24 protein-coding genes and 1 pseudogene are annotated in these 24920 nt (G+C 72.4%); 7 read left to right on the top strand and 18 right to left on the bottom strand.

Annotated elements, in window-relative coordinates; all coding sequences use genetic code 11:
* Positions 1-2202 (top strand): annotated as a pseudogene (locus tag PUR56_RS09410) (hypothetical protein); the annotation flags it as partial.
* A 107-nt stretch (positions 2203-2309) separates the two neighbouring features.
* Positions 2310-3239, top strand: coding sequence for a cellulose-binding protein (locus tag PUR56_RS09415; RefSeq protein WP_327680760.1), 930 nt, complete (start codon positions 2310-2312; stop codon positions 3237-3239).
* Positions 3240-3433: 194 nt separating this feature from the next.
* On the opposite strand, the gene PUR56_RS09420 is transcribed toward PUR56_RS09415, so the two are convergent.
* Together PUR56_RS09420 and PUR56_RS09425 are read right to left on the bottom strand one after the other, a co-directional pair.
* Entirely contained in the window at positions 3434-3745 is a 312-nt protein-coding gene (locus tag PUR56_RS09420; RefSeq protein WP_329948542.1) for a hypothetical protein, read from the bottom strand.
* Positions 3742-4539, bottom strand: coding sequence for an alpha/beta fold hydrolase (locus tag PUR56_RS09425; RefSeq protein ID WP_329882999.1), 798 nt, complete (start codon positions 4537-4539; stop codon positions 3742-3744). Before PUR56_RS09425 ends, PUR56_RS09420 begins: the two co-directional genes overlap by 4 nt.
* A 92-nt stretch (positions 4540-4631) precedes the next feature.
* On the opposite strand from PUR56_RS09425, the gene PUR56_RS09430 reads away from it, so the two are divergent.
* Positions 4632-5636 (top strand): ABC transporter ATP-binding protein, encoded by a 1005-nt coding sequence (locus PUR56_RS09430; RefSeq protein WP_329948543.1) that lies wholly within the window; start codon positions 4632-4634, stop codon positions 5634-5636.
* Between the two features lies 1 nt (position 5637).
* Positions 5638-6402 (top strand): ABC transporter permease subunit, encoded by a 765-nt coding sequence (locus PUR56_RS09435; protein WP_329883001.1) that lies wholly within the window; start codon positions 5638-5640, stop codon positions 6400-6402.
* Between the two features lie 91 nt (positions 6403-6493).
* Here PUR56_RS09435 and PUR56_RS09440 read toward each other — a convergent pair whose 3' ends face one another.
* Positions 6494-6817, bottom strand: a complete 324-nt coding sequence (locus tag PUR56_RS09440) for an ATP/GTP-binding protein (RefSeq protein ID WP_380361044.1) — start codon at positions 6815-6817, stop codon at positions 6494-6496.
* A 387-nt stretch (positions 6818-7204) separates the two neighbouring features.
* Here PUR56_RS09440 and PUR56_RS09445 point away from each other — a divergent pair, with 387 nt between their 5' ends.
* Positions 7205-8353: an LLM class flavin-dependent oxidoreductase gene (locus PUR56_RS09445; protein ID WP_329948557.1), complete on the top strand. Its 1149-nt coding sequence runs from the start codon at positions 7205-7207 to the stop codon at positions 8351-8353.
* A gap of 243 nt (positions 8354-8596) precedes the next feature.
* Here the strand turns inward: PUR56_RS09445 and PUR56_RS09450 are convergent, their stop codons facing one another.
* On the bottom strand, positions 8597-8989 hold the full coding sequence (locus PUR56_RS09450; protein ID WP_329883002.1) for an SCO5389 family protein: 393 nt from the start codon (positions 8987-8989) through the stop codon (positions 8597-8599).
* 514 nt (positions 8990-9503) lie between these two features.
* Between PUR56_RS09450 and nucS the strand changes: the two genes are divergently transcribed.
* On the top strand, positions 9504-10163 hold the full coding sequence (gene nucS, locus PUR56_RS09455) for an endonuclease NucS (protein ID WP_329948544.1): 660 nt from the start codon (positions 9504-9506) through the stop codon (positions 10161-10163).
* 51 nt (positions 10164-10214) lie between these two features.
* Here nucS and PUR56_RS09460 read toward each other — a convergent pair whose 3' ends face one another.
* From PUR56_RS09460 to PUR56_RS09480, 5 genes are all read right to left on the bottom strand, one after another.
* Positions 10215-12626: an ATP-binding protein gene (locus PUR56_RS09460; protein ID WP_329948545.1), complete on the bottom strand. Its 2412-nt coding sequence runs from the start codon at positions 12624-12626 to the stop codon at positions 10215-10217.
* 192 nt (positions 12627-12818) lie between these two features.
* Complete coding sequence (locus tag PUR56_RS09465; RefSeq protein WP_329883005.1) at positions 12819-13151, bottom strand: STAS domain-containing protein; 333 nt, start codon at positions 13149-13151, stop codon at positions 12819-12821.
* Positions 13152-13567: 416 nt separating this feature from the next.
* Positions 13568-14437 (bottom strand): 3-hydroxyacyl-CoA dehydrogenase family protein, encoded by an 870-nt coding sequence (locus PUR56_RS09470; protein ID WP_329883006.1) that lies wholly within the window; start codon positions 14435-14437, stop codon positions 13568-13570.
* 181 nt (positions 14438-14618) lie between these two features.
* Positions 14619-15269 (bottom strand): response regulator transcription factor, encoded by a 651-nt coding sequence (locus PUR56_RS09475; RefSeq protein ID WP_329883007.1) that lies wholly within the window; start codon positions 15267-15269, stop codon positions 14619-14621.
* On the bottom strand, positions 15266-16477 hold the full coding sequence (locus tag PUR56_RS09480) for a sensor histidine kinase (protein WP_329948546.1): 1212 nt from the start codon (positions 16475-16477) through the stop codon (positions 15266-15268). Before PUR56_RS09480 ends, PUR56_RS09475 begins: the two co-directional genes overlap by 4 nt.
* Before the next feature lie 158 nt (positions 16478-16635).
* Between PUR56_RS09480 and PUR56_RS09485 the strand changes: the two genes are divergently transcribed.
* On the top strand, positions 16636-17235 hold the full coding sequence (locus PUR56_RS09485) for a hypothetical protein (RefSeq protein WP_329883009.1): 600 nt from the start codon (positions 16636-16638) through the stop codon (positions 17233-17235).
* Between the two features lie 25 nt (positions 17236-17260).
* On the opposite strand, the gene PUR56_RS09490 is transcribed toward PUR56_RS09485, so the two are convergent.
* The 9 genes from PUR56_RS09490 to atpE all read right to left on the bottom strand — a co-directional run bounded on the left by PUR56_RS09490 (position 17261) and on the right by atpE (position 24841).
* Positions 17261-17833 carry a cob(I)yrinic acid a,c-diamide adenosyltransferase gene (locus PUR56_RS09490; protein ID WP_329883010.1) on the bottom strand — a complete coding sequence of 191 codons (573 nt, stop codon included), beginning with the start codon at positions 17831-17833 and terminating at the stop codon, positions 17261-17263.
* Positions 17834-17855: 22 nt separating this feature from the next.
* Positions 17856-18356, bottom strand: coding sequence for a DUF2550 domain-containing protein (locus PUR56_RS09495; RefSeq protein ID WP_030302766.1), 501 nt, complete (start codon positions 18354-18356; stop codon positions 17856-17858).
* 148 nt (positions 18357-18504) lie between these two features.
* Positions 18505-18888: a F0F1 ATP synthase subunit epsilon gene (locus PUR56_RS09500; RefSeq protein ID WP_329883011.1), complete on the bottom strand. Its 384-nt coding sequence runs from the start codon at positions 18886-18888 to the stop codon at positions 18505-18507.
* 186 nt (positions 18889-19074) lie between these two features.
* Positions 19075-20520, bottom strand: a complete 1446-nt coding sequence (gene atpD, locus PUR56_RS09505; RefSeq protein ID WP_329883012.1) for a F0F1 ATP synthase subunit beta — start codon at positions 20518-20520, stop codon at positions 19075-19077.
* Positions 20521-20522: 2 nt separating this feature from the next.
* Positions 20523-21437 (bottom strand): F0F1 ATP synthase subunit gamma, encoded by a 915-nt coding sequence (locus PUR56_RS09510; RefSeq protein ID WP_329883013.1) that lies wholly within the window; start codon positions 21435-21437, stop codon positions 20523-20525.
* A 32-nt stretch (positions 21438-21469) separates the two neighbouring features.
* Positions 21470-23044: a F0F1 ATP synthase subunit alpha gene (gene atpA / locus PUR56_RS09515; protein ID WP_329883014.1), complete on the bottom strand. Its 1575-nt coding sequence runs from the start codon at positions 23042-23044 to the stop codon at positions 21470-21472.
* A 156-nt stretch (positions 23045-23200) separates the two neighbouring features.
* Positions 23201-24016, bottom strand: coding sequence for a F0F1 ATP synthase subunit delta (locus PUR56_RS09520; protein WP_329883015.1), 816 nt, complete (start codon positions 24014-24016; stop codon positions 23201-23203).
* Entirely contained in the window at positions 24013-24570 is a 558-nt protein-coding gene (locus PUR56_RS09525) for a F0F1 ATP synthase subunit B (RefSeq protein WP_329883016.1), read from the bottom strand. The genes PUR56_RS09520 and PUR56_RS09525 overlap by 4 nt, the downstream gene beginning before the upstream one ends.
* 34 nt (positions 24571-24604) lie before the next feature.
* Positions 24605-24841, bottom strand: a complete 237-nt coding sequence (atpE, locus tag PUR56_RS09530) for an ATP synthase F0 subunit C (protein ID WP_329883017.1) — start codon at positions 24839-24841, stop codon at positions 24605-24607.
* Positions 24842-24920: the final 79 nt, after the last annotated feature.

The raw sequence follows: 24920 nt of genomic DNA on the forward strand, positions 1-24920 counted from the left end.
CAAGCCGCCACCGAACTCACCGACCGCACCACCGCCGAAACCACGGCACTGCGCGAAGCCGCCGAGGCACACGCCACCCGCGTCCGCACCGAAGCCGAACAAGCCGCCACCGAACTCACCGACCGCACCACCGCCGAAACCGCCCGGCTGCGGGCCGAGGCCGAGCAGACGCTGGAGGCCGCCCGGGCCGCCGCCGAGCGGCGCCGGGCCGAGGCCGAGAAGGCCGCCAAGGAGATGCGCGAGCGGGCCGAGGCCGAGCTGGCGCTGGCCGACGAGCAGGCCGGGACGGTCCGCGCCGAGGCCGGCCGGGAGCTGTCCGAGGCCCGCGCCACCGCCGATTCGATCCGCGCCGAGGCGGGCGAGGTGCTGGAGCAGGCCCGTCTGGACGGCGAGGACCTGATCGCCGCCGCCGATCTGGAGGCCGCCGCGCTGATCGAGGCCGCCGAGGAGGAGGCCGCCGAGGTCCGCCAGTCGGTGGCCGGCCTGCACGCGACCGCCTCGCAGCAGATCGCCGATCTGCGGGCCGCCGCCGAGCGGGAGGCCGCCGAGGTCAGGGAGCGGGCCGAGCAGGCCGCCGCGGACCTGCGCGACACCGCCGACCGGGAGACCACCGAACAGCGGGCGCTCGCCGACCGCGAGACGACCGAGCTGCGCGAGCGCACCGACCGCGCGGTGGCCGAGCTGCACGACGCCGCCGACCGCGAGACCACCGAACAGCGGGCCCTGGCCGACCGCGAGACCGCCGACCTGCGCGCCCGGACCGCCGCCGAGACGGCAGCCCTGCGTGAGCAGACCGAGCTTGAGCTGACCGCCGAGCGGGAGGCCGCCGACGCCGAACTGTCCCGCCGCCACGCCGAGGCGCACGCCTACGACCAGCAGGTGCGGGCCGACGCCGAGGCCGAGCTGCACGCCGCCCAGGAGGCCGCCGAGCAGCAGCGCGCCGAGGCCGAGGCACTGGCCGCCCGGACGGTGGCCGCCGCCGGGGACCGGTCGGCCGCGCTGGTCGCCGAGGCGGAGGACTTCGCCGCCCAGCTGCGTGCCGAGGCCGAGGAGTACGCGTTCGCCACCCGCAGCCTCGCGGACGACTACGACACGGCGACCCACGCCCGTGCCGACGCCTTCGACGCCGAGATCCGCGAGGCCGCCGAGCACTTCGACAAGGCCACCCGCGACCAGGCGAAGTCGGTCCTGGAGAAGGCCTTCGCGGACGCCGAGTCGCTCGGTGAGGACGCCCAGACCACCGCGCTGGCCACCACGGCCGCCGCCGAGGAGCAGGCGGACGCGATGGTCGCGGCCGCCCGCAAGGAGGCCGACCGGCTGGTCGGGGCCGGCGAGGCGGCCGGTCAGGACGCGGTCGAGAAGGGCCGGGCCGACGCCGACGCGCTGCTCTCCGAGGCCCGCCGGGACGCCACGGCGATCCGTGAGCGTGCCGAGGAGCTCCGCGAGCGCACCGACGCCGAGGTCGAGGCCCTGCACGAGCGCGCCCGCAAGGAGAACGCGCAGGCCATGAAGTCGGCCGGCGAGCGGGTGGACGCGCTGGTGACGGCCGCCCAGGAGCAGCTGACCGAGGCCGAGGAGCAGGCGGTCGCCACCGTCGCCGAGGCCGAGGAGCGGGCGGCGGCGCTGGTCACGGGCGCCGAGGACCGCGCCAACGAGCTGACCTCGGTGGCGTCCGCGGAGGCCAGCAAGGTCCGGATCTCGGCCGTGCGCAAGGCCGAGGGCCTGCTCAAGGAGGCCGAGACCAAGCTCTCCGACTCGACCAGCCGCGCCGAGGCGCTGATCATCAAGGCCGAGGCGAAGCTGAAGTCCTCCCAGGACGAGGCGGAGGAGCGGCTCGACTCGGCGGCGGCCGAGGTGGAGAAGCGGCTGCGGGCCGCCGACGAGGCCGCGGACGAGCAGGTCGAGCTGGCGAAGGCGGAGGCCGAGCGGCTGCTCGCCGAGGCACGGGCCGAGGCGAAGCGGGTCACCGACGAGGGCCGTCGCGAGTTGGACGAGCTGGTGCGCCGCCGCAAGGACATCAACACGGAGATCTCCCGCGTGCAGGACGTGCTGTCCGCGCTGGAGGCCTTCGAGGCGCCGTCGCCGGTCGCGCAGGCAAACGGGGGAAGCACCACCAAGAAGGACGGGGGTGCCAAGGCCGGTGCCGGAGTTGGCGCTCCCCGGTCGAGTGGCAATCGCTCCAAGAGCGCACCACCCGATTGAGCGGACATTGTCCGCGAGACAACGGCGTTTCGCCGTCGACACTCCGGTACCGTGTCAGGATTCCCTCAACCACCTCAGCGGTTTGACGACAGGAAGCCCAGAACCCCATGAGCGACAGTCACTCCCCTCACGGCTTCGACCTGGTGCGCCGTGGGTACGAGCGCGCCCAGGTCGACGAGCGGATCACCAAGCTGGTGGCCGACCGTGACAGTGCCTTGACCCGGATCAGCGCACTCGAGAAGCGCATCGAGGAGCTCCACCTGGAGACCCAGACCGCCCAGGCGGCGGTCGCCGAGGCGGAGCCCTCGTACGCGGGTCTCGGCGCCCGGGTCGAGAAGATCCTGCGGCTCGCCGAGGAGGAGGCCAAGGACCTGCGCGACGAGGCGCACCGCGCCGCCGAGCAGCACCGCGAGCTGGCCGAGGCGGCCGCCCAGCAGGTCCGCACGGAGGCCGAGAACTACGCCAAGGACCGCAAGGCCAAGGCGGAGGACGAGGGTCTGCGGATCGTCGACAAGGCCAAGAGCGACAGCGCCCAGCTGCGGGCCGAGGCCAACAAGGACGCCCAGAACAAGCGCGAGGAGGCGGACGCCCTCTTCGAGGAGACCCGCACCAAGGCCGCCCAGGCCGCGCTGGAGTTCGAGACCAACCTGGCCAAGCGCCGCGAGCAGTCCGAGCGCGACCTCGCCGCCCGTCAGGCCAAGGCCGAGAAGCGTCTGGCCGAGATCGAGCACCGGGCCGAGCAGCTCCGCCTGGAGGCCGAGAAGCTGCGGACCGACGCCGAGCGCCGTGCCCGTCAGACCGTCGAGACGGCCCAGCGCCAGTCCGAGGACATCGTGGCCGACGCGAACGCCAAGGCCGACCGGATCCGCAGCGAGTCCGAGCGCGAGCTGGCGGCGCTCACCAACCGCCGCGACAGCATCAACGCCCAGCTGACCAACGTCCGCGAGATGCTGGCGACGCTGACCGGCGCGGCCGTGGCCGCCGCCTCGCTGCCAGGCGACGACTCCCTGGGCGTGCCCGCCCAGCAGTCGCGCTGACGCCCTGACCGACGGGCCCCCACCCTCCGGGGTGGGGGCCCGTCGTGCTGTCCGGGACCGGCTCCCCCGTTTCCGGGGCCGCCTCCGGGGGCCGCCTCCGGGACCGGCGTGACCGCCGGCGTCACAGGGGCCCCGGAGGCCCCCAGGAAGCCCGGGAGACGGCCGGGGGCTTCCCGGGCCGCCCCGGGGCGCGTTCAGCGCGGGTACGCGCCGTCCGGCCGCTGGTGCCCGCAGCTCAGTTGGTTGCCGTCGTCGTCCGAGACGGTGCCGAACCACGAGGTGCACCAGACCGACACCGAATCGGGCCAGTACTGCACCTCGAACGGGTGACCCGAGCCGAAGTCCCCGTACGAGGAGACGATGAACGTCTCCCCCGGACGCATCCAGTAGTCCTCTCCCAGTGGCTCCAGGGTCAGTTCGAGCAGTCCCTCGCCCCGGTTGGTCACCGGCATCCGGCCGGTCACCTCCAGCGCCGAGAAGTCCCAGCGCTCCCGCTCGTCCTTCATCCGGCGGCCACCCGGACCAGCAGCCGGCGCACGGCCGCGTTGAACGCCTCCGGCGCCTCGATCGCGCTCAGGTGACCCACCCCGGGGAGCACCGTCAGCTCCGCGTCCGGCCGGGCCCGCGCCATCAGCTCCGCCTCGGCGAGCGGCACGAGGCCGTCCTCCGCACCCGCCACCACCGTGGTCGGCACCCGCAGCCCGGCCAGGACGTCCAGCGTCTCCGGCCGGGCCGCCATGGCCCGCTGCGCCCACGCGACGGCGGCCGGCGGCGCGGCGGCGATCAGCGTCTGCACCCGGTCGGCCAGGTGCTGCGAGTCCGGGCCGAGCTGGCCGGCCGCCATCCGTTCGTCGAGCAGCAGCCGGACGCTGTTGCGGGCCAGCACCGCGGAGGCGATCCGTTCCCGGTTGGCCCGGGCGGCCTCCGTGTCGGCGGTGGCCTTGGTGTTCGCCAGCAGCAGGCCCGCCAGCCGGTCGGGGTGGCGGCGGGCGAAGGCCAGCGCCACGTACCCGCCCATCGAGAGGCCCCCGAGCACCGCCCGGTCGACCCCGGCCGCGTCCAGCAGCAGGGCGACGTCGTCGGCGACCGCGTCCAGCGAGGGCTCGTCGGTGCCCAGCACGGTGCCTCCGAAGCCGCGCTGGTCGGGGGCGATCACCCGGGCCTCGTCCCCGGTCGGTCCGGGCAGCTCGTCCAGTTGGGAGGACCACATGGCGGCGTTGAGCGGAAAGGCGTGCAGCAGCACGAGGGGAGTTCCGGTACCGCTCTCGCGGACCGACACTGCGGAGGGGAGCTGGGTCATGGGCACACCGTATTCCGGTGCGCCCGGCGGGCCCACTCAGCGGGCCGCATTGTCCCCTTTGTCATAGCCTGACGGAGAGTAAGGGAGCGCGAATGATCGAGTTGCACGAGCTGACAAAACGTTACGGCAAGACCCTCGCCGTGGACCGGCTGAGCTTCAAGGTCCCCCAGGGCGTGGTCACCGGGTTCCTCGGCCCCAACGGCGCCGGCAAGTCCACCACCATGCGCATGATCCTCGACCTGGACCGGCCCACCGGCGGCCGCGTCACCATCGACGGCAGACGGTACGGGCAGCTCAGCGAACCGCTCAAGTACATCGGCGCGCTGCTGGAGGCCAAGGCCGTCCACCCGGGGCGCACGGCCCGGGACCACCTGCTCTGGCTCGCCCAGAGCAACCGCATCCCCACCCGCCGGGTCGACGAGGCGCTCGCCCTCGTCGGTCTCACCCCGGTCGCCCGCAAGCGAGCCCGGGGCTTCTCGCTCGGCATGGGCCAGCGGCTCGGCATCGCCTCCGCCCTGCTCGGCGACCCGGAGATCGTCATGTTCGACGAACCGGTCAACGGACTCGACCCGGAGGGCATCCTCTGGATCCGCAACCTGATGAAGCGACTCGCCGCCGAGGGCCGGACCGTCTTCGTCTCCTCCCACCTGATGAGCGAGATGGCCGTCACCGCCGACCACCTGGTGGTCATCGGCAGGGGCCGGCTCCTCGCCGACCTGTCGATGGCCGAGTTCATCCGCCGCAACTCCCGCTCCGCCGTCCGGCTGCGCACCCCCCAGCCCGAACGGCTGCTCGACGCCCTGGCCGGCGCCGGAGTGCGGCACGAACCGGGCCCGGACGGCTCGTACGAGGTCGTCGACGGCAGCCTCGCCGCACTCGGCGAGCTGGCCGCCGCACAGGGCGTGGTGCTGCACGAACTCAGCCCGCAGCAGGCCTCCCTGGAGGAGGCCTTCATGCAGATGACGGCCGACTCGGTGGAGTACCACGCCGGGGACGGCCCGGGCCGCGACGCGGCCGGCGCACCCGGCGTCTGGGGCGCCGACTGGCAGGGAGGCAAGGCGGCGCAGCCGGCGGCCCCCCGTACCGAGGAGAACTGAGATGGCGTCCTTCCCCGCGATCCTGCAGTCCGAGTGGACCAAGATCCGCAGCGTCCGCTCGACGATCTGGACGCTCGCCCTGACCTTCGTGATCACGCTCGGCATCGGCGCCCTGCTGTCGCTGCTCACCCGCAACAACTTCGAGGAGTTCCGGAGCGACGACAGCCCCTTCGACGCCACCGGCACCGCCTTCTCCGGCATCATCCTCGGCGAGCTGGCCATCATCGTCTTCGGGGTGCTGGCGGTCGGCAACGAGTACAGCACCGGGATGATCCGGGTCACCCTGGCCGCCGTCCCCCAGCGCGGCACGCTCCTCACCGGCAAGGCGGTGGTGCTCGGCGGACTCGCCCTGGCGGTCTCGCTGGTGACGGCGTTCCTCACCTTCTTCGTCGGCCAGGCCCTGCTCGGCGACCACTCCACCGACCTCGGCGAACCGAACGTCCTGCGCGCGGTGTTCGGGGCCGCGCTCTACCTGACGATGCTCTGCCTCTTCTCGGCCGGCGTCACCGCGATGCTGCACAACCAGACGCTGGCGCTGGGCGTGCTGGTCCCGTTCTTCTTCCTGCTCTCGCCGATCCTGTCGGCGGTGCCGAAGGTCAAGACGCTGGCCCACTACTTCCCCGACTACGCGGGCTCCCGGATGATGCTGGTGTACGAGCAGAACGGCCAGCCGTACGGGCCGTGGACCGGCTTCCTCATCTGCCTGGCCTGGACGGTCGCCGCCCTGGCCGGCGGCGCGCTGGTGCTGAAGCGGCGGGACGCCTGACGGCGCGCGCCGCCTCCACCGCCGCCCCCGCACGGTCCACGCCCCTTCCCCCTCCCGAGCCGCGGCCGGCCGGGGGGAAGGGGCGTCGCCGTCAGTACCGGGGCGCGCCGCGGCCGCGGAGCAGGTTCGAGGCCCGGCGCTCCCTGGCGCCCCAGCACGCCCGGTGCCAGTGCCGGCGGTCGTCCACCCCCGCGCCGTGCATCGGCCAGGCCACCACATGGCCGACACCGGGCGGGATCTCCTGGTCGCACCCCGGGCAGCGGTAGTGCCGGCCCGCCGTACCCGCCACCGTCTGCACCACCCAGTCCTCGCCCTGGTAGTTGTCGGTGCGGCGCAGCGCACCCCCCGGCGGGGCGGCCTGCTCGGCCGGCTCGCGGTCGGCTGCGATCTTGATCCGGTTACGGCGGGGCGACACGGCGGGCTACCTCTCTACGGTGGTCGCGGAACCGTTCAAGCCTACGGCCGGGGGCCGCCCGCCGGGTCTCTATCACGGCATCGGACCGTGCTCCGGTGTTTCCCGTGATATCCACCCGTTCTTCTGGGAAATTGGTGGTTCGGCGTGCCATTGGCACATGACATGGGCTACTCACGAGGGGACAGGCGGGGCCCGCAGACCCTGCGCGCACCCGAGGAGGCTCTCAGTATGACCAGAACCAGCGCCCGCGCCGAGACCCGCCGACCCGTCGGGGTCCGCCCGCCGGCACCCGGCCCGGCGCTGACCACCACCGCCGCGACGGGCACCGCCGGCACTCCCCTGCCGACCGTCCAACGGGCCGGTGCCGCACCCGCGGACACCGCTCCCGTGCTCGTCGGCGCCTTCCTGCTCTCCGCACAGTTCCCGGGCCAGACCCACGGCGAGGCGCTGGACCGCACCGTCCGCGCCGCCGTCGAGGCCGAACGCGCGGGGCTGGACAGCGTCTGGCTCGCCGAACACCACTTCGTCCCGTACGGGGTCTGCCCGAACGCCGCCACCCTGGCCGCGCTGCTGCTCGGCCGCACCCGGCGGATCGGCATCGGGACGGCGGTCAGCGTGCTCTCCACCGCCCACCCGGTGGCCCTCGGCGAACAGGCCGCGCTGCTCCACCTCACGTCCGGCGGGCGGTTCACGCTCGGCGTGGGGCGCGGCGGGCCCTGGATCGACCTGGACGTGTTCGGTGGCGGCGTGGAGGCCTTCGAGCAGGGGTTCCCGGAACGGCTCGACCTGCTGCTGCGCTGGCTGCGCGGCTCCCGGGTGGGCGCGTCCGGACCGCAGTTCGAGTTCCCCGAAGTGGCCGTGGTGCCCCGGGCCACCGAGCCGCCCCGCCGCCCCGACCTTGGCGCCTGGCTCGGCGTCGACGAACGCAGCGGGCTGCTCCGGTTCCCCCGCCAGCGTCAGGACGCCGACGGCCCCGGCGAGGAGCTCACCGCCGTCGGCCGACCGGTCGCCGGCCCGCCGGTGGTGGTCGCCTGCACCTCGCCGGGCGGGGTGCGGAACGCCGCCGAACGCGGCCTGCCGATGCTGCTCGGCATGCACTCCGGCGACGACGACAAGCTGCACATGCTGGAGCTGTATCGTTCCGCCTGGCTGGCCGCCGGGCGCAGCGAGGAGCAGCTGCGGCGGGTCGGCCGCCAGCACGTCGCGGCCGGCGTGGCCCAGGTGGACGACCGGACCTCGGCGGCCCGGGCCACCCTGCTGCGCGCGATGCCCGGGTGGTTCGAGTACGGGCTCGGCGCCCACCGCACGGTGGACGGCCGGGAACGCAAGATGCGCGACCCCCGCGAGTACACCGAACTCCTCTGCGACCTGCACGCGGTGGGCACGCCGAGGCAGTGCGCGGACCGGCTGCTGGCCACCGCCGAAAGGACCGGCATCCGCCGCTTCGCGCTGCTCGCCGAGGGAAGCGGCGACCACGAGGCCACCCTGCACAACATCGCCCGGCTGGGCTCCGAGGTGCTGCCGCAACTGAGCTGAAGCCGGTCGGACCCGGCCGCGCGCACCGAACCGAAGCAACCCGGAGGCGAGCGGGCGACACCCGCCCCGAGCAGGCCCGGAGGCGAGCGGGCGACACCCGCCCCGAGCAGGCCCGGAGGCGAGCGGGCGACACCCGCCCCGAGCAGGCCCGAGGCGAGCGGGCGACAACACGGCCCGGGCCGCCCGTCCCCCTTCGTGGGGGCGGGCGGCCCGGTGGCGTATCCGGCGCGAGCCGACCGGTGCTCAGCAGTCCCGCAGTTCCTCGGACTGGTTGAGCAGCTGCGCCCGAACGGAGGTGAACCGCTCGTACCGCTTCTTGTTGGCGGACGACGGCACGAAGACCGCCACCCGGTGACAGTTCTGGAAGGCCAGCTGGACACCGAAATGCCGCTGCAGGGCACCCCGGATGGCGTCACTGGCGAGCGCCCGAAGGAGCTGGCCGCGGGCCTGCTCGCTGGGCGGAGGTACCTGGTTGTCGGCGAAGTCGGTGCCGTCGACCTTCGCCTGGGCGACCAGCGAGCTGATCAGGTCCCAGGCGTACGGCAGGGAGACGCGGACGCAGTCGACGAACTCCCGCTCGTCGACCTCGTCCCGCTCGGCCTTCTCCAGCAGGGCCGGTGAGACGTCGAGCGACATGGATTCTCCTCTCGCGGTCCACCCGCGCGGCGCACGGGTGGTGGTGCGTAGTCCAAGTCCGAGCTGAGGGTGAGGGTGAGGGTGAAGCGCGGGATGTCCGGAACACCGTCGGACGGGTGTGACGCCGTCGGACGGCCTTGTTTCCGGCACCGCGCCGAGGCGGGGGCGCCGAGGACCCGTTGAGGGACGTGGTCGGGGGCGCCAACCGCTCAGAACAGCGTGGCAGTCAACGGCGGACCGGACCGGTGGTTCCGGCTGATTGCTCCGGGAATGAGCCCCGGTGCACCAGATTGGCCGGATCCCGTCGGATCGTTCATCTGAAGTCTCCATCCCCGTTGACAGCGATCCCGCAAGCAAGCCGTCACACACCGTAGCTGCCAATGGTGGTGGCCGCCAGGGTGCCGACAGGCTTTCGAGGGATCGCAGGGCATCCATGTTCGCGGGGTTCGCGGATTCTTCACCCGGCCGTCGCGGAATCGCATCAACTGGCCCCGGTGGGCTAGCGTGGTCGACCGTGCGTCTCGTAATTGCCCGCTGCTCAGTCGACTATGCCGGTCGGCTCTCCGCCCATCTGCCCTCCGCCACCAGGCTCATCCTGGTCAAGGCCGACGGCAGCGTCAGCATCCACGCCGACGACCGCGCCTACAAGCCGCTCAACTGGATGTCCCCGCCGTGCGCCCTCAAGGTCGCCGACGGGGTCTGGACGGTGGAGAACAAGGCCGGCGAGAAGCTCATCATCACGCTGGAGGAGGTGCTGCACGACTCGTCCCACGAACTCGGAGTGGACCCGGGTCTGATCAAGGACGGTGTCGAGGCACACCTCCAGGAGCTGCTCGCGGACCGGATGGAGGTGCTCGGCGCCGGCTGGTCCCTGATCCGCCGCGAGTACCCCACCGCGATCGGACCGGTCGACATCCTCTGCCGCGACTCGGACGGCGCGACCGTCGCCATCGAGATCAAGCGGCGCGGCGAGATCGACGGTGTGGAACAGCTCACCCGCTATCTGGAACTGCTCAACCGGGACCCCCTGCTGGCCCCGGTGAAGGGCGTCTTCGCCGCGCAGGAGATCAAGCCGCAGGCCCGTGTGCTGGCCACCGACCGGGGCATCGGCTGCGTGGTCCTGGACTACGACGCGCTGCGCGGCATCGACGACGACAAGCTGAAGCTGTTCTGACCCGCACCTGACCTGACCCCACCCGCAGACCCGACCCGGCGTCGCCGACCGTCAGCCGGTCGGCGACGCGGACGTCGTGGACGCCGTCGGACTCCCCGAGTCCGGCGGCGTCGTCGTGGTCGAGGGGACCGTTGTCGTCGGGACGGTCGTCGGGGTCGCCGGGGGCTGGGTGGTCGGCGGCGTGCCGCCTCCGGGGGGCTGCGTGGACCCTCCGCCCGCCGTTCCCCCGTTCGTGGTGCCGTTCCCGCCGGTGCCGCCTCCGCCGCCCGTGCCGCCGCCCGGGGGCGGCGGGTTGCCGCCCGTTCCCCCCGCGCCGCCCGCCGACTGCGACTGGCCCGGGGCCGTGGACTGCGGGGCGGTGCTCGTCGTCCCCGTGCTCGGCGACCGGCTCGGCCGCTTCGACGCCGACGGCGAGGCCGACCGTGACCGCGAGGCGACGGCGCCCGTCGAGGGCCCGTCCTCGGGCTCCTCGGCCGTGGGCGGGGCCGTCGGGGCGGAGGTCTCGGGCGCGGCCGTGGAGGAGGGCCCCGAGGCGGTCGGCCGGGGGCTGCCGGAGCGGGGCGACGGCCGGGTGCCGGTCGGCAGGGAGCCGTCGTCGCTGCTGCTGTGCGGATCCGTTCCCTTCGGCTCCCCGTCGGCCGTCATCGCGACCGCCGTACCGAGGACGCCCAGCGCGAGCACGGCCGCCGAGGCGGCGATCACCGTGCGCCTGGTGCGGCCGGGGCCCGTGGTGGTGGCCCTGAGCCGCAGGGGCACCTGGGCGATGGCCCGGATGACGGGCCGGCGGGCGGACCCGGAGCCGGCCGGCGCGGCGGGCGGCAGCTGCCGGCCGTCGGCGCGCAGCAGGTCGAGCATCCGCCGGGCGCCGGGCGCCCCGCGCTGCTCGCCGAGGGCGGCCCGCAGGGCGAGTGCGGCCTCCAACTCGGCCGTGGCCCGGCCGGGTTCCCGCACGCAGATCGCGTAGACGCCCAACTCGTGGTGGAACCACGCCTCGTCGACCCGCGCGCCGGTCTTCCGGGCGGCTTCCAGACCCAGTTGCAGGGCGCGTTCCCAGGCCCCCCAGCGCAGCGCCAGCGCCAGCGCCGGGGCGGCCGCCCGGGCCAGCCGCAGTACGGAGGCGTGCCGTCCCGCGGCCCGGTCGGCCAGGAGTACGCCGATCACCACCTCGGCCTCGGCGGCGATCTGCGCCAGCGAGACCGAGGAGTGGCCGACCCACCAGGCGAAGTGCTGCGCGGCGCCGTCGACGCTGCCGCGGGCGGGCCAGTGCGGGGCGAGCAGCTCCAGCGCCCCGGCGGTGAGCCGGTGGTGGCCGCCGATGGAGACGGCGAGCCCCGCGTCGGCGAGCTCGGCGAGCGCGTTCTCGCCCTGGCCGACGTCGATCAGCGCGGGCAGGTGCGGGGCGGTCGGGCACTCGCCGCCGAGCGCCACGGCGAGCCGCAGTACGGCCTGGGCGGTCTCCCCGAGGCCCTCGGCGAGCCGGACGGCGGGGAGCGTGGACTCGGCGACCGAGGGCAGTGGGACGTTCCCGCGCAGCGCGGCTTCACGGACCGCCGGGTCGGGGTCGTGGACCGGCTCCCGGACGGCTCCGAAGACGTCCATGCGGTCGTCCTCGGCGGCGACCAGGGCGTCCACCGCGACGTCCCGCTGCCGCAGCAGCGCGGCGGCCTGGACGAACCGCAGCGGCAGGCCCTCGGACTCGAACCAGAGGTCCACCGCCCAGGCCTTCTCGGCCGCGTCCAGGGGCCGCCCGGCCAGCCGGGCGGCGAGTGCCAGGCAGGCGGGCCGGGAGAGGCCGGCGACCAGGTGGTCGCGGAGCCGGGAGTCCGGCGTCAGCTGCGGGCTGTCGGGGGCGACGGAGATCAGGAAGGCGCAGTCGGGCGCGGCGGCGAGGAACTGCTCCAGCTCCGGCCCGGAGGGCTCCACCTCGTCGACGACGACGATCGCGCCGACCCGGGCGAGGTGCTCGGCGAGCTGGGCCGGGTCGGGGCGGAAGCCGGGGGCGTGGTGGGTGGCCGCGAAGAGGTCCTGGAGCAGGTCGGCGGCGGTGCGGCGGTGGCCGCAGAGCTGGACGACGCCGCCGGGGGCGAGGTCGCCGGCCGACTCGGCGACGGCCGACAGCAGGGCGCTGCGGCCGGATCCGGCCTGGCCGACCAGGCGTATGGAGCGGCCCTCGGCGAGCAGGCCGAGCAGCTGGGCGACGTCGGCCTCGCGGTCGAGCAGCGGCAGGTCGGCGGGCCCGGCGCCGAGGGCGAGCGGACCGACCTGGCGGCCGGCGTCACCGGACGGGCCGCGGGCGGGGCCGCTGCGCTCGGTCCGGCGGGGGCTGGGGCGCCACTCGTCGGGGCAGGGGCGCACCTCGGATCCCTCCGGGGTGCCGACGGTCACCAGCAGCCCGCCGGTGACCAGCTCACCGCTCCGGGCCCGTACGGCCTCCTGCCGGAACTCACCGGATGGCTGTCCCACGATCTGCTCCGCCCCACGCTCGCGCCGACGACTTCGTCCGGCCGCCCGCGGACCGGGGGCACCTCCCGGTCGAAGGCCGGGGGGCCGGGCTCGGCCCCGGCGGCCGTTTCCTGACGCCAGACTCTCGCACATCCGCGCCCGCCCGCACAGCGGCCTCCCGGCACCGGGCGTCCGCGGCCGCGCGACCGCCGGTCAGAGCACCGGCAGGGTGGCACCGCGGGGTTCGGCGATCATGCCCTCGACGGCGAGGATCCGGTGCAGCCGGGTGGCCACCAGCAGCCGCTGGAGCTGGGCCGGGACGGAGCGGAGCACCAGGCGGCGGCCGATCCGGCCGGCCCGGCGGTGGGTGCCCATGATCACGCCGAGGCCGGTGGCGTCCCAGAACTCCAGCCGGGCGAGGTCGAGCACGAGGTCGCCCAGGCCGCCGTCGACGGCCTGGTGCAGCCGGGCCCGCGCGTCGGCGGCGGTGCGCACGTCGAGGCGGCCTTCGATGGCCAGCGCCACGTGGTTGCCGGTGATGCGCATGCTCTCCTCCTCCGCGTGGCGGACCTGCGTGGCGGATCTGGTCGGGGTCGTCCCGCTGCGTCCGCCCCGGCCGTGCCGGGTCAGGATGCGGGGGTGTCGGTGTCGGTCGGTGGTCGATGTCGGTATCGATGACGGTGTCGATTCGGGCGGGCCTTCGGCCCCACGCCCGGCCCCGGCCGGAATCCCGGGTTCCCCCTCATCTGACGGCGAACCAGCCCCGCGGGTTGCTGGTTCCGGCCAGATCTGAAGCAACTTCACTCGTCCGAGGGAATATACGCAGGAACTCTCCACACCTACGCTCGATTACCGCCCAAATCACCCGTCTGCGACACCGGCGTGAGGAAACTCACCCACCCCGGAGCGGGGCCGTGCGGTGCTCCGACCGCACGGCCCGCGGGCTCAGCGGCGCCGACCGGTCACTTGGCCGGGTACGGGTAGAAGCCGCGGCCGCTCTTGCGGCCCAGGTCGCCGGCGGTGACCATGCGGGCCATGATCTCGGGGGCGGCGAACTTCTCGTCCTGGGTCTCCTCGTAGATGTTCCGCGCGGCGTGCAGCAGGATGTCCACGCCGGTCAGGTCGGCGGTCTCCAGCGGGCCCATCGGGTGGCCGAAGCCGAGCCGGCAGGCGGCGTCGATGTCCTCGGCGCTGGCGACGCCCGACTCGTACAGCTTGGCGGCCTCGACGACCAGCGCGGTGATCAGACGGGTCGTGACGAAGCCGGCCACGTCGCGGTTGACCACCACGACGTCCTTGCCGACGCCCTCGGCGAAGGCCCGGGCGGTGGCCAGCGTCTCGTCGCTGGTCTTGTAGCCGCGGACCAGCTCGACCAGCTTCATCAGCGGCACGGGCGAGAAGAAGTGCACGCCGACGACCGACTCCGGGCGGCCGGTGGCGGCGGCGATGCGGGTGATCGGGATGGCGGAGGTGTTGGAGGCGAGCACCGCACCCGGCTTGGCGAGCTTGTCGAGCTCCTTGAAGACGCCTTCCTTGACGTCCAGCCGCTCGAAGACCGCCTCGACCACGATGTCGGCCTCGGAGACCGCGTCCAGGTCGGTGGTGGTGGTGATCCGGCCGAGCGCCGCCTCGGCGTCCTCGGCGGTCAGCCGCCCCTTGGAGACGAATTTGTCGTACGAGGCGCGGATGCCCGCGAGGCCGCGCAGGAGCGCCTCCTCGGTGACGTCGCGCAGGACCACGGGGTGCCCTGCCTGCGCGGAGACCTGGGCGATGCCGGCGCCCATCAGGCCGGCACCGATCACGGCGATCCGCTTACTGGACACATTGCTCATGGCTTGGTCTCCCGATGCCGTCGCCGCCCTGGCGGGCGGGCCCTGAAGGCGGCTCAGGGCAGGGATCACCGGCGCCGAGCCGCGTCGCTCATGGGCCGGACTTTAGTGCCCGAACGGTCGGCATGGGGCGATCCGAAGGTGTGATCTGCGCCGGACCCGAGCGGGCGAGAAGGTCAGCTGATCAGATCGTCAGCCCAAGGTCCTGGGCGAGGATCGCCGCCTGCACCCGGCTGCGCAGACCCAGCTTCGCCAGGATCCGGCTGACGTGCGTCTTGGTGGTCGCCTCCGCCATCTCCAGCCGCCGGGCGATCTCACCGTTCGGCAGGCCCGCACCGATCAGGGTGAGCACCTCCCGCTCCCGCGGGGTCAGCCCCGTCACCGCCGCCCGGACCGCCGGCCCCACCTGACGCTCCGGACGGGCGAAGGTGCCGATCAGCCGCCGGGTCACCGAGGGGGCCAGCATGCCGTCCCCGCGCGCCACCGTCCGGATCCCCTCGACCAGGGTGTCCGCCTCCAGGTCCTTCAGCAGGAACCCGGCCGCCCCGGCCCGCAGCGCCCCGTAGACGTACTCGTCGAGGTCGAAGGTGGTCAGCACCAGCACCTGGGCCGCTCCGGCCGCCACCACCTCGCGGGTCGCCGACACGCCGTCCAGCCGGGGCATCTGGACGTCCATCAGGACCACGTCCGGCCGCAGCTCCAGCGCCAGCCGGACGGCCTCCTCGCCGTCCGCGGCCTGCCCGACCACCTCCAGGTCCGGCTCCGCCCGCAGGATCATCACCAGCGCCGCCCGCACGGCCGCCTGGTCCTCCGCCACCAGCACCCGGATCGTCATGCCCGCCCTCCCTCTCCCTCGGTCACCAGCGCCCGCGGCAGCACCGCCCGGACGGTCCAGCACTCGCCCTCCGGACCGGCCTCGAAGCCGCCTCCCAGCAGCGAGGCCCGCTCGGCCATGCCGACCAGCCCGGCCCGCGCACCCGGCAGCGACTGCCCCGCGCCGCGGCGGAACGGGCTCGACACCACGATCCGCAGCTCCTCCGGCAGGAACTCCAGCAGCACCCGGACCTCGCCCGGCCCCGCGTGCTTGAGCGCGTTGGTCAGCGACTCCTGGACGATCCGGTAAGCGGCCAGACCCACCGGCACCGGCAGCGAGCCGCGGTCGCCACGCTCGGTGAGCTCGAAGCCCAGCCCGACGTCCTGCCCGGCCGCCCGGGCCTTCGCCAGCAGCGCGTCCACCGCGTCCAGGTCGGGCGCGGCGTACGACGCGTCGGCCTCTCCCCCGCCGCTGTCCCGCAACAGGCCGATGATGCGGCGCATTTCGGTCAATCCCTGGACGCTGTTCTCCCGGATCACACCCAGCACCTCCACCAGCGGATCGTCCTCCGGACGCCGCTGGCGCCGGGCGACCGACTGCGCGCCGGTGGCGTGGATCGCGATGGCCGACAGGTGGTTCGCCACCACGTCGTGCAACTCCCGCGCCATCCGGGCCCGTTCGACGACGACGGCCTCCCGCCGGTCCATCTCGGAGAGCAGCGCGGTCTGCTCGGCCCGCAGCCGCTGGGACTCCGCCTCCTCGCGGTGCTTGCGCACGATGTCGCCGGTCCAGACCGGCGCCAGGTAGACCAGCGTGGTCAGCACCACGACGGCCACGGCCGTCGGCGCGTCGCTGTAGATCAGCACCAGGGTGGACAGCACCAGCACCGAGGCCGCACCGGTCAGGTGCAGCACCCGCGACATCTTCGGGTTGCCGTAGAGCACCGCGGCGTACAGCAGGTCGGTGTACATCAGGGTGGTCGCCAGGAGCGCGCCGTTGAAGATGCTGACCGCGAAGACGATCCCGCCGACCGTCGCGATGAGGACCGGCCTGCTCCGGCGGACCAGCTCCAGCGAGGCCATCACCACCAGCGGTGGGACGACCGCCCAGCGGGCGACGTGCTCGGAGCCGTCGTAGACCTTGACGGAGATCAGGAACAGCCCGCCGAGCAGCCCGAAGACCGCGATCGCCCGGTCTTCCTGCCGCGGAGTGAGAGTGGGTCTGCGCACAGCCCCATCAGATCATCCCCGGCCGGACCGGCGGCTCGGGTCCGGGGAGGAGTGCGCGTACATCGAAAGGTGCAGCCCGGACTCGGCTCCGGCGACGACGACGCGCGGACCGGCGCGCGGAAGGCTGGTAGCACCACCGAACAACCCGGAGGCCCGCCATGATCGTCACCCTCATCCTCGCCGCCGAGGTCGCCTTCTGGGTCGTCCTCGGGCTGGCCCTGACCGCCCGCTACGTGCTGCGGCTGCGCACGGTGAGCACGGCCCTGCTGATCGGCCTGCCGGTCCTGGACCTCGCCCTGTTCACCCTCGCCGTGCTCGACCTGCGCGGCGGCGCCACCGCGAGCTGGACGCACGCGCTGGCGGCGAGCTACGCGGGCTTCTCCCTCGGGTTCGGGCCGTCCCTGGTCCGCTGGGCCGACCGGCACTTCCAGTACCGCTTCGCCGGCGGCCCCAAGCCCGCGCGCCCTCCCAAGTACGGGCCGGCGCGGACCCGCTACGAGTGGCAGGTCGCCGGCCGCACCACGGTCTCGGCGGGCGTCACGCTCGGCCTGATCACCCTCATGGTGCCGCTCTCCGCCGGCGCCGCCGCCTTCTCCACCTTCACCGCCTGGTACCTGCGGCTGAGCATGGTGGCCGGGATCAACCTGATCGTGGCCGCCTGCTACGCGATCTGGCCGAAGGAGCCGCCGGCCGGCGCGATCGTCGAGGACGGCCACGTGGTCGGCTGGGAGATCCCGCGGCAGCACCAGCAGCTGTAGCGGCAGCCGTACCGGCGACCGCGGGTCAGCGGTTGTCGCCCGGCACCCAGAGCACGTCGCCGCGCTCCTTGTTGGCCGCCCGGGCCAGGATGAACAGCAGGTCGGAGAGGCGGTTCAGGTACTTGGCGGTCAGCGGGTTGACGCTCTCCCCGTGTGCCTCGATCGCCGCCCAGGTGGCTCGCTCGGCCCGGCGGACCACCGTGCAGGCCAGGTGCAGGTACGCAGCGCCCGCGGCGCCGCCGGGGAGGATGAAGCTGCGCAGCTTCTCCAGCGACTCCAGGTAGTGGTCGCAGTCCCCCTCCAGCTTGTCGATGTAGGACTGGAGCACCCGCAGCGGCGGGTACTTCGGGTCCTCCACCACCGGGGTCGCCAGGTCGGCGCCCACGTCGAAGAGGTCGTTCTGGATCCGGGTGAGCACCGTGACGACGTCCTCCGGCAGCGCACCCGCCGCGATCGCCACACCGATCGCGGCGTTGGCCTCGTTGGCGTCCGCGTACGCGACCAGGCGCGGATCGGTCTTGGTCGTACGGCTCATGTCGCCCAGCGCCGTGGTGCCGTCGTCGCCGGTCCTGGTGTAGATACGCGTCAGATTGACCATGGCGCCAAGACTAGCCGCGGGGTTAGGCGACGTTGACCCTCTGCCCGGGGGGTGCGGCTTCGAGCCAGGCGAGGAAGCCGGTCAGCGCGTCGTCGCTCATCGCGAGCTCCAGCGGCGCGCCGTTGTGGAGGCAGCGCAGCACGACCGAGCCGGAGAGCAGGGCCAGCTCCTCCTGCCCCTCGGGGTAGCGCCGGCCCAGCACCTCGATCTCCCGGCGCGGCAGGACCTTGCGGGGGCGCGGAGCGTACGAGAAGACCCGGAACCACTCGATGGAGTCGCCGCTGTACCGGCCGATACCAAAAACCCACCCCTTGCCGTCGGTCTGGGGGACCGGGGCTGAGGTGGGTTTGCCGTTCTCGTCGAGGTCGGGCTGAGTCGAGGCGTCGGCGGGCATTTTGAGCCGGTAACTGCAGTCGAACGTTCCGCCGACCCGCTGGATCACACGGCGGCGTACCGCGAACGCGACCAACCCGATCACACCGAGCGCCACGACCGCCGCACACACCACAAGGGCGAGGACCATGCTCACCTACCTCCTCGCTACCCGCGTTCCCCGTTTCGGTCGTACCAGGCGACCGCGTTGACCTACCAACTGAGACGACAGTCCCGGGGTCACGCTCAGGCGTCCCCGGGACCGTCGGTCGACCCCGCTCAGGCGGGGTCCGGCGCACTCAGGCGTGGGCCTTGAGGCCGCGCGCCGCGAACAGACGCACCTCGGCGCGACGCTCGGCGTGCGCGTCGAGGTCCGACTTGGCCTTGTCCAGTGCGCGCTCGGCACGCGCGACGTCGATCTCGTCCGCCAGCTCGGCGATCTCCGCGAGGAGGGACACCTTGTTGTCGGCGAAGGAGATGAAGCCGCCGTGCACCGCGGCGATCACGGTGCCGCCGTCCGTGGTCCGGATGGTGACCGGACCGGTCTCCAGCACGCTCAGCACCGGGGTGTGACCCGGCATGATGCCGGTGTCACCGGAGGCCGTACGGGCGACGACGATGGTGGCCGCACCGGACCACACCTTGCGGTCGGCTGCGACCAGCTCGACGTGCAGCTCAGCCAACGTGGGCTCCTAGGCTCATGCAACCCCCGATTACTCGGGAGTTTCGGTAAGAATAACGGGCCCGCGCCCCCGGCATGAAACCGGCGGCACGGATTTGACCGGAATCACAGCCGGTGCGACGTGAGGGGTGGGTCCCAGGGCTGGGGCCCACCCCTCACGATCACGCTCGACTGCTACCGGCCGCGATTACTTCTTCGCCAGCTGAGCGGCGTTGCGCTCCAGGTCCTCGATGCCACCGCACATGAAGAAGGCCTGCTCCGGGACGGAGTCGTACTTGCCGTCCGCGATCGAGTTGAAGGCCTCGATGGTCTCGGACAGCGGCACGGTCGAACCCTCGATGCCGGTGAACTGCTTCGCCACGTAGGTGTTCTGCGAGAGGAAGCGCTCGATGCGACGGGCACGGTGGACCGTGATCTTGTCCTCCTCCGACAGCTCGTCCATACCGAGGATGGCGATGATGTCCTGGAGGTCCTTGTACTTCTGCAGGATCCCCTTGATACGGATGGCCGTCTCGTAGTGGGTCTGCGCGATGTACCGCGGGTCGAGGATGCGGGACGTGGAGTCCAGCGGGTCGACGGCCGGGTAGATGCCCTTCTCCGAGATCGGGCGCGACAGAACGGTCGTCGCGTCCAGGTGGGCGAAGGTGGTGGCCGGGGCCGGGTCGGTCAGGTCGTCCGCGGGGACGTAGATCGCCTGCATCGAGGTGATCGAGTGACCGCGGGTCGAGGTGATGCGCTCCTGGAGGAGGCCCATCTCGTCGGCCAGGTTCGGCTGGTAACCCACCGCGGAGGGCATACGGCCGAGCAGGGTCGACACCTCGGAACCGGCCTGGGTGAACCGGAAGATGTTGTCGATGAAGAGGAGCACGTCCTGCTTCTCGACGTCACGGAAGTACTCCGCCATGGTCAGCGCGGAGAGCGCGACGCGCAGACGGGTGCCCGGCGGCTCGTCCATCTGGCCGAAGACCAGCGCGGTCTTGTCCAGAACGCCCGAGTCGACCATCTCGTCGATGAGGTCGTTGCCCTCACGGGTACGCTCGCCGACGCCGGCGAAGACCGACACACCACCGAAGTTCTCGGCGACGCGGTAGATCATCTCCTGGATCAGAACGGTCTTGCCGACACCGGCACCACCGAACAGACCGATCTTGCCACCGGTCACGTACGGGGTGAGGAGGTCGATGACCTTGATGCCGGTCTCGAACATCTCGGTCTTGGACTCGAGGTCCTTGAACTCCGGGGCCTTGCGGTGGATCGGCCACCGGACCTGGACCTGCGACTCGAACTCGTCCTTGTCGACGTTCAGCACCTCACCGAGGGCGTTGAACACCTTGCCCTTGGTGATCTGGCCGACCGGCACCGAGATCGCGGCACCGGTGTCGGTGACCTGCGAACCGCGGACCAGGCCGTCGGTCGGCTGCATCGAGATGCCGCGGATCAGGCCGTCGCCGAGGTGCTGGGCGACCTCAAGGGTGAGGACCTTCTTGCCCGTGCCGTCGGGGTTGTCCACCTCGACGCGCAGGGCGTTGAACATGTTCGGGATCGCGTCGACGGGGAACTCCACGTCGACGACCGGGCCGATGACCCGCGCGACGCGGCCCGTCGCCGTGGTCGGCTCAACAGTGGTAGTCATACTCATTCGCTCCCGCGGCTCGCGTCAGCGAGCGCGTTCGCGCCACCGACGATCTCGCTGATTTCCTGGGTGATCTCGGCCTGACGGGCCGAGTTGGCAAGCCGCGTGAGCGACTTGATGAGCTCGCCGGCGTTGTCCGTCGCGCTCTTCATCGCGCGGCGGCGGGCGGCGTGCTCGGAGGCAGCCGACTGCAGCAGCGCGTTGTAGATCCGGCTCTCCACGTACCGCGGCAGCAGAGCGTCCAGGACGCCCTCCGCCGACGGCTCGAAGTCGTAGAGCGGGAAGATCTCCGCCTTGGCGGACGACTCGTCGCTGAGCTGGACCTCGTCGAGCTTCAGCGGCAGCAGCCGGGCGTCGACCGCGGTCTGCGTCAGCATCGACTCGAACCGGGTCGAGATCACGTGGACCTCGTCCACGCCACCGGTCTCGGCCGTGAAGGCCTCGATCAGCGCGGCCGAGACGGCCTTGGCGTCCCCGTAGGTCGGCTTGTCCGAGAAGCCCGTCCAGGTCTCCGCGACGGCGAGGTCACGGAAGCCGTAGAACGAGACGCCCTTGCGGCCGACGACGTACGTCACCACGTCCTTGCCCTCGGACCGCAGACGCTCGGAGAGCGCCAGCGAGGCCTTGATGGCGTTGGACGAGTAGCCGCCCGCCAGACCGCGGTCCGCCGTGATCAGCAGGACTGCGGCACGCGTGGCGTTCGGGTTCTCGCTGGTGAGCGGGTGCTTGGCGTTGGACCGGGTGGCCACCGCCGTCACCGCCCGGGTGAGCTCGTCGGCGTACGGGGTGGAGGCGGCCACCGAGCGCTGCGCCTTGCCGATGCGCGCTGCGGAGATCATCTCCATCGCCTTGGTGATCTTCTTCGTCGCGGTGACAGAGCGGATCCGGCGCTTGTAGACCCGAAGCTGTGCTCCCATGGGTCGTTACGTCCTTTCCCTCGCTACCGGACTCAGGCCTGCTCGGAGAGCAGCTTGCCGTCAGCGGTCTGGTAGCCCTGCTTGAAGGCACCGATCGCGGTGGCCAGCGCGTCGACGGTGCCGTCGGCCAGCAGGCCGGTCTCGACGATGCCGGCGAGCAGGTCCTTGTGCTGCAGACGCACGTGGTCCAGGAACTCGCGCTCGAAGCGGCGGATCTCGGCGACCGGGACGTCGTCCAGCTGACCGGTGGTGCCGGCCCAGATGGAGACGACCTGCTCCTCGACCGGGAACGGCTGGTACTGGCCCTGCTTCAGCAGCTCGACCATGCGCGCACCGCGCTCCAGCTGGGCCTTGGAGGCCGCGTCCAGGTCGGAGCCGAAGCCGGCGAAGGCCTCCAGCTCACGGTACTGGGCGAGGTCCAGGCGCAGACGGCCGGCGACCGAGCGCATGGCCTTGATCTGGGCGGAGCCACCGACGCGGGAGACCGAGATACCGACGTTCACGGCCGGGCGGATGCCGGCGTTGAACAGGTCGGACTCCAGGAAGCACTGGCCGTCGGTGATGGAGATGACGTTGGTCGGGATGTACGCCGACACGTCGTTGGCCTTGGTCTCGATGATCGGAAGACCGGTCATCGAGCCGCCGCCGAGCTCGTCGTTCAGCTTCGCGCAGCGCTCCAGCAGGCGGGAGTGCAGGTAGAAGACGTCGCCCGGGTACGCCTCGCGGCCCGGCGGGCGGCGCAGCAGCAGGGAAACGGAACGGTAGGCCTCGGCCTGCTTCGACAGGTCGTCGAAGATGATCAGGACGTGCTTGCCGTCGTACATCCACTCCTGGCCGATGGCGGAGCCGGTGTACGGAGCGAGGTACTTGAAGCCGGCCGGGTCGGAGGCGGGAGCGGCCACGATGGTGGTGTACTCCAGCGCGCCGGCCTCCTCCAGGGCGCCACGGACGGACGCGATGGTGGAGCCCTTCTGGCCCACGGCGACGTAGATGCAGCGGACCTGCTTCTCCGGGTCGCCCGAGCGCCAGTTGTCGCGCTGGTTGATGATCGTGTCGACGGCCACCGCGGTCTTGCCGGTCTGGCGGTCGCCGATGATCAGCTGACGCTGGCCGCGGCCGATCGGGGTCATCGCGTCGATGGCCTTGATGCCGGTCTGCAGCGGCTGCTTGACCGACTTGCGGGCCATGACGCCGGGGGCCTGCAGCTCCAGGGCACGGCGGCCGGTGGAAGCGATGTCGCCCAGACCGTCGATCGCGTTGCCCAGCGGGTCCACGACGCGGCCGAGGTAGCCGTCGCCGACCGGAACCGAGAGGACCTCGCCGGTGCGGCGCACCGTCTGACCCTCCTCGATGCCGCCGAACTCACCGAGGATGACGACACCGATCTCGCGGGTGTCGAGGTTCAGCGCGAGGCCGAGCGTGCCGTCCTCGAACTTCAGCAGCTCGTTGGCCATGACCGAGGGCAGGCCCTCGACATGGGCGATACCGTCCGCTGCGTCAGTGACCGTGCCGACCTCTTCCACAGAGGCGGCGTCCGGCTGGTACGACTGGACAAAGTCGGCCAGCGCGTCCCGGATCTCCTCCGGACGGATCGTAAGCTCCGCCATCAGGCTTCCCTGCTCTCCTAGTTTGCGATCCTCGGCCCGCCATTGAGGGCCGCAAGTACTCGACTCTCGGCCGGGTCGTATGAACCGGCCGTACGATTTGCCGACTCCGGTGGAGCCGGTTCCCGACCGAGGGTCGGATGTGCTGCTTGGGTGTGTTCAGCCTTCGAGCGACTGGCGAGCGCCCTCAAGGCGGCTCGACACGGTGCCCTCGATGATCTCGTCACCGATCTGCACCCGGACACCGCCGACGACCTCGGGGTCGACGTCGATGTTCAGGTGGACCTGGCGGCCGTACAGCCGGCCGAGAGCACCCGACAGGCGCTCCTTCTGGCTGTCCGACAGCGGCACCGCGGTGGTGACCAGGGCCACCACTCGGCCGCGCCGCGCGGCGGCGAGCTTCGAGTAGGACTCGAGGCCCTGCTCCAGGCTACGGCCACGCGGGTTGTTGACCAGGCTGGTGACCAGCCGGACGGTGCCCGCGTTGGCGCGGCCGCCGAGCAGCTTCCTGATCAGCGCAGCCTTGGCGGCGGCGCCGGCCTTCGGCTCGGTCAGCGCGGAGCGCAGCTCGTTGGAGCCGCTCACCACCCGGCCGAACCGGAACAGCTCGTCCTCGACGTCGTCCAGGGCACCGGCCTTCTCGGCGGCGATGACCTCGGCGTACGAGGACAGCTCCTCGACCGCGTCGACCAGGTCACGCGCGCCCGACCAGCGGGAGCGGACCAGGCCGGAGACCAGGTCGACAGCCTCGCCGGAAACCTGGCCGGACAGCAGCGAGGTGACCAGCTGCGCCTTGTCCTGACCCGACCGGGACGGGTCGGTCAGCACGCGGCGGAACGACACCTCACGGTCCAGCAGGGCCGTGACGGCGGTGAGCTCCTCGGCGAGCTTGGCCGCGTCCACCGAGGTGGAATCGGTCAGGCTCTCCAGGTTCTGCCGCCCGGCGACGAGGGCCTCGCGGCTGGCGCCGATCACTTGGCCGCGCCCTGAGCAACGGCGGCCTTGGACTCCAGCTCGTCCAGGAAGCGGTCGATGACACCGCTCTGCCGGGCGGAGTCCTCAAGGGACTCGCCCACGATGCGGGACGCCAGCTGGGAGGCCAGCGAGCCCACGTCCTGGCGCAGGGCGGCGGACGCCTGCTTCTTGTCGGCCTCGATCTGGGCGTGGCCGGCAGCGACGATGGCCTCGCGCTGACGCTGGCCCTCCTCGCGCATCTCGGTGAGCTGGGCCGCGCCCTGCTCGCGAGCCTGCTCGACGATGCGGGCAGCCTCGTGACGCGCGTCGGCGAGCTCGGCGCGGTACTGCTCAAGCAGGGCCTGGGCCTCGGCCTGGGCGGCCTCGGCGCGCTCCATGCCGCCCTCGATGGCGTCCCGGCGCTCCGACAGCACCTTCTCGATGCTGGGGAGGAGCTTCTTGCCGAGCAGACCGAAGACGATGAAGAAGCAGATCAGGCCGATGATGATCTCGGGCCACGCGGGGAGGAGAGGATTCATCTTCTCCTCGGCCGCGAGCTGCGCCGCGATGCTCATATCTGGACCTTCCTCGAAAGGGTCTTCGGCGGGATTACTTGTTGCCGAAGACGAACGGCATGACGATGCCGATCAGAGCGAGGGCCTCGGTGAGCGCGAAGCCGATGAACATGTTGGCGCGGATGAGACCGGCCGCCTCGGGCTGGCGGGCCATGGCCTGGACACCGTTACCGAAGATCAGACCGACGCCGATGCCGGGGCCGATGGCGGCGAGGCCGTAGCCGATCGAGGCGACGGAACCGTAGACAGTGCCCTCAGCGAGGAAGCTCATTGCAGTTGTCCTTTGCAGGGGTGGTGAACCGGTGGTGATTGGCCACCGGGCATTCCGGGAGGTGTGGTTCGGGGGTGGG

This window comes from Streptomyces sp. BE303 (genome assembly GCF_036290945.1).
Classification (GTDB): Bacteria; Actinomycetota; Actinomycetes; order Streptomycetales; family Streptomycetaceae; genus Kitasatospora.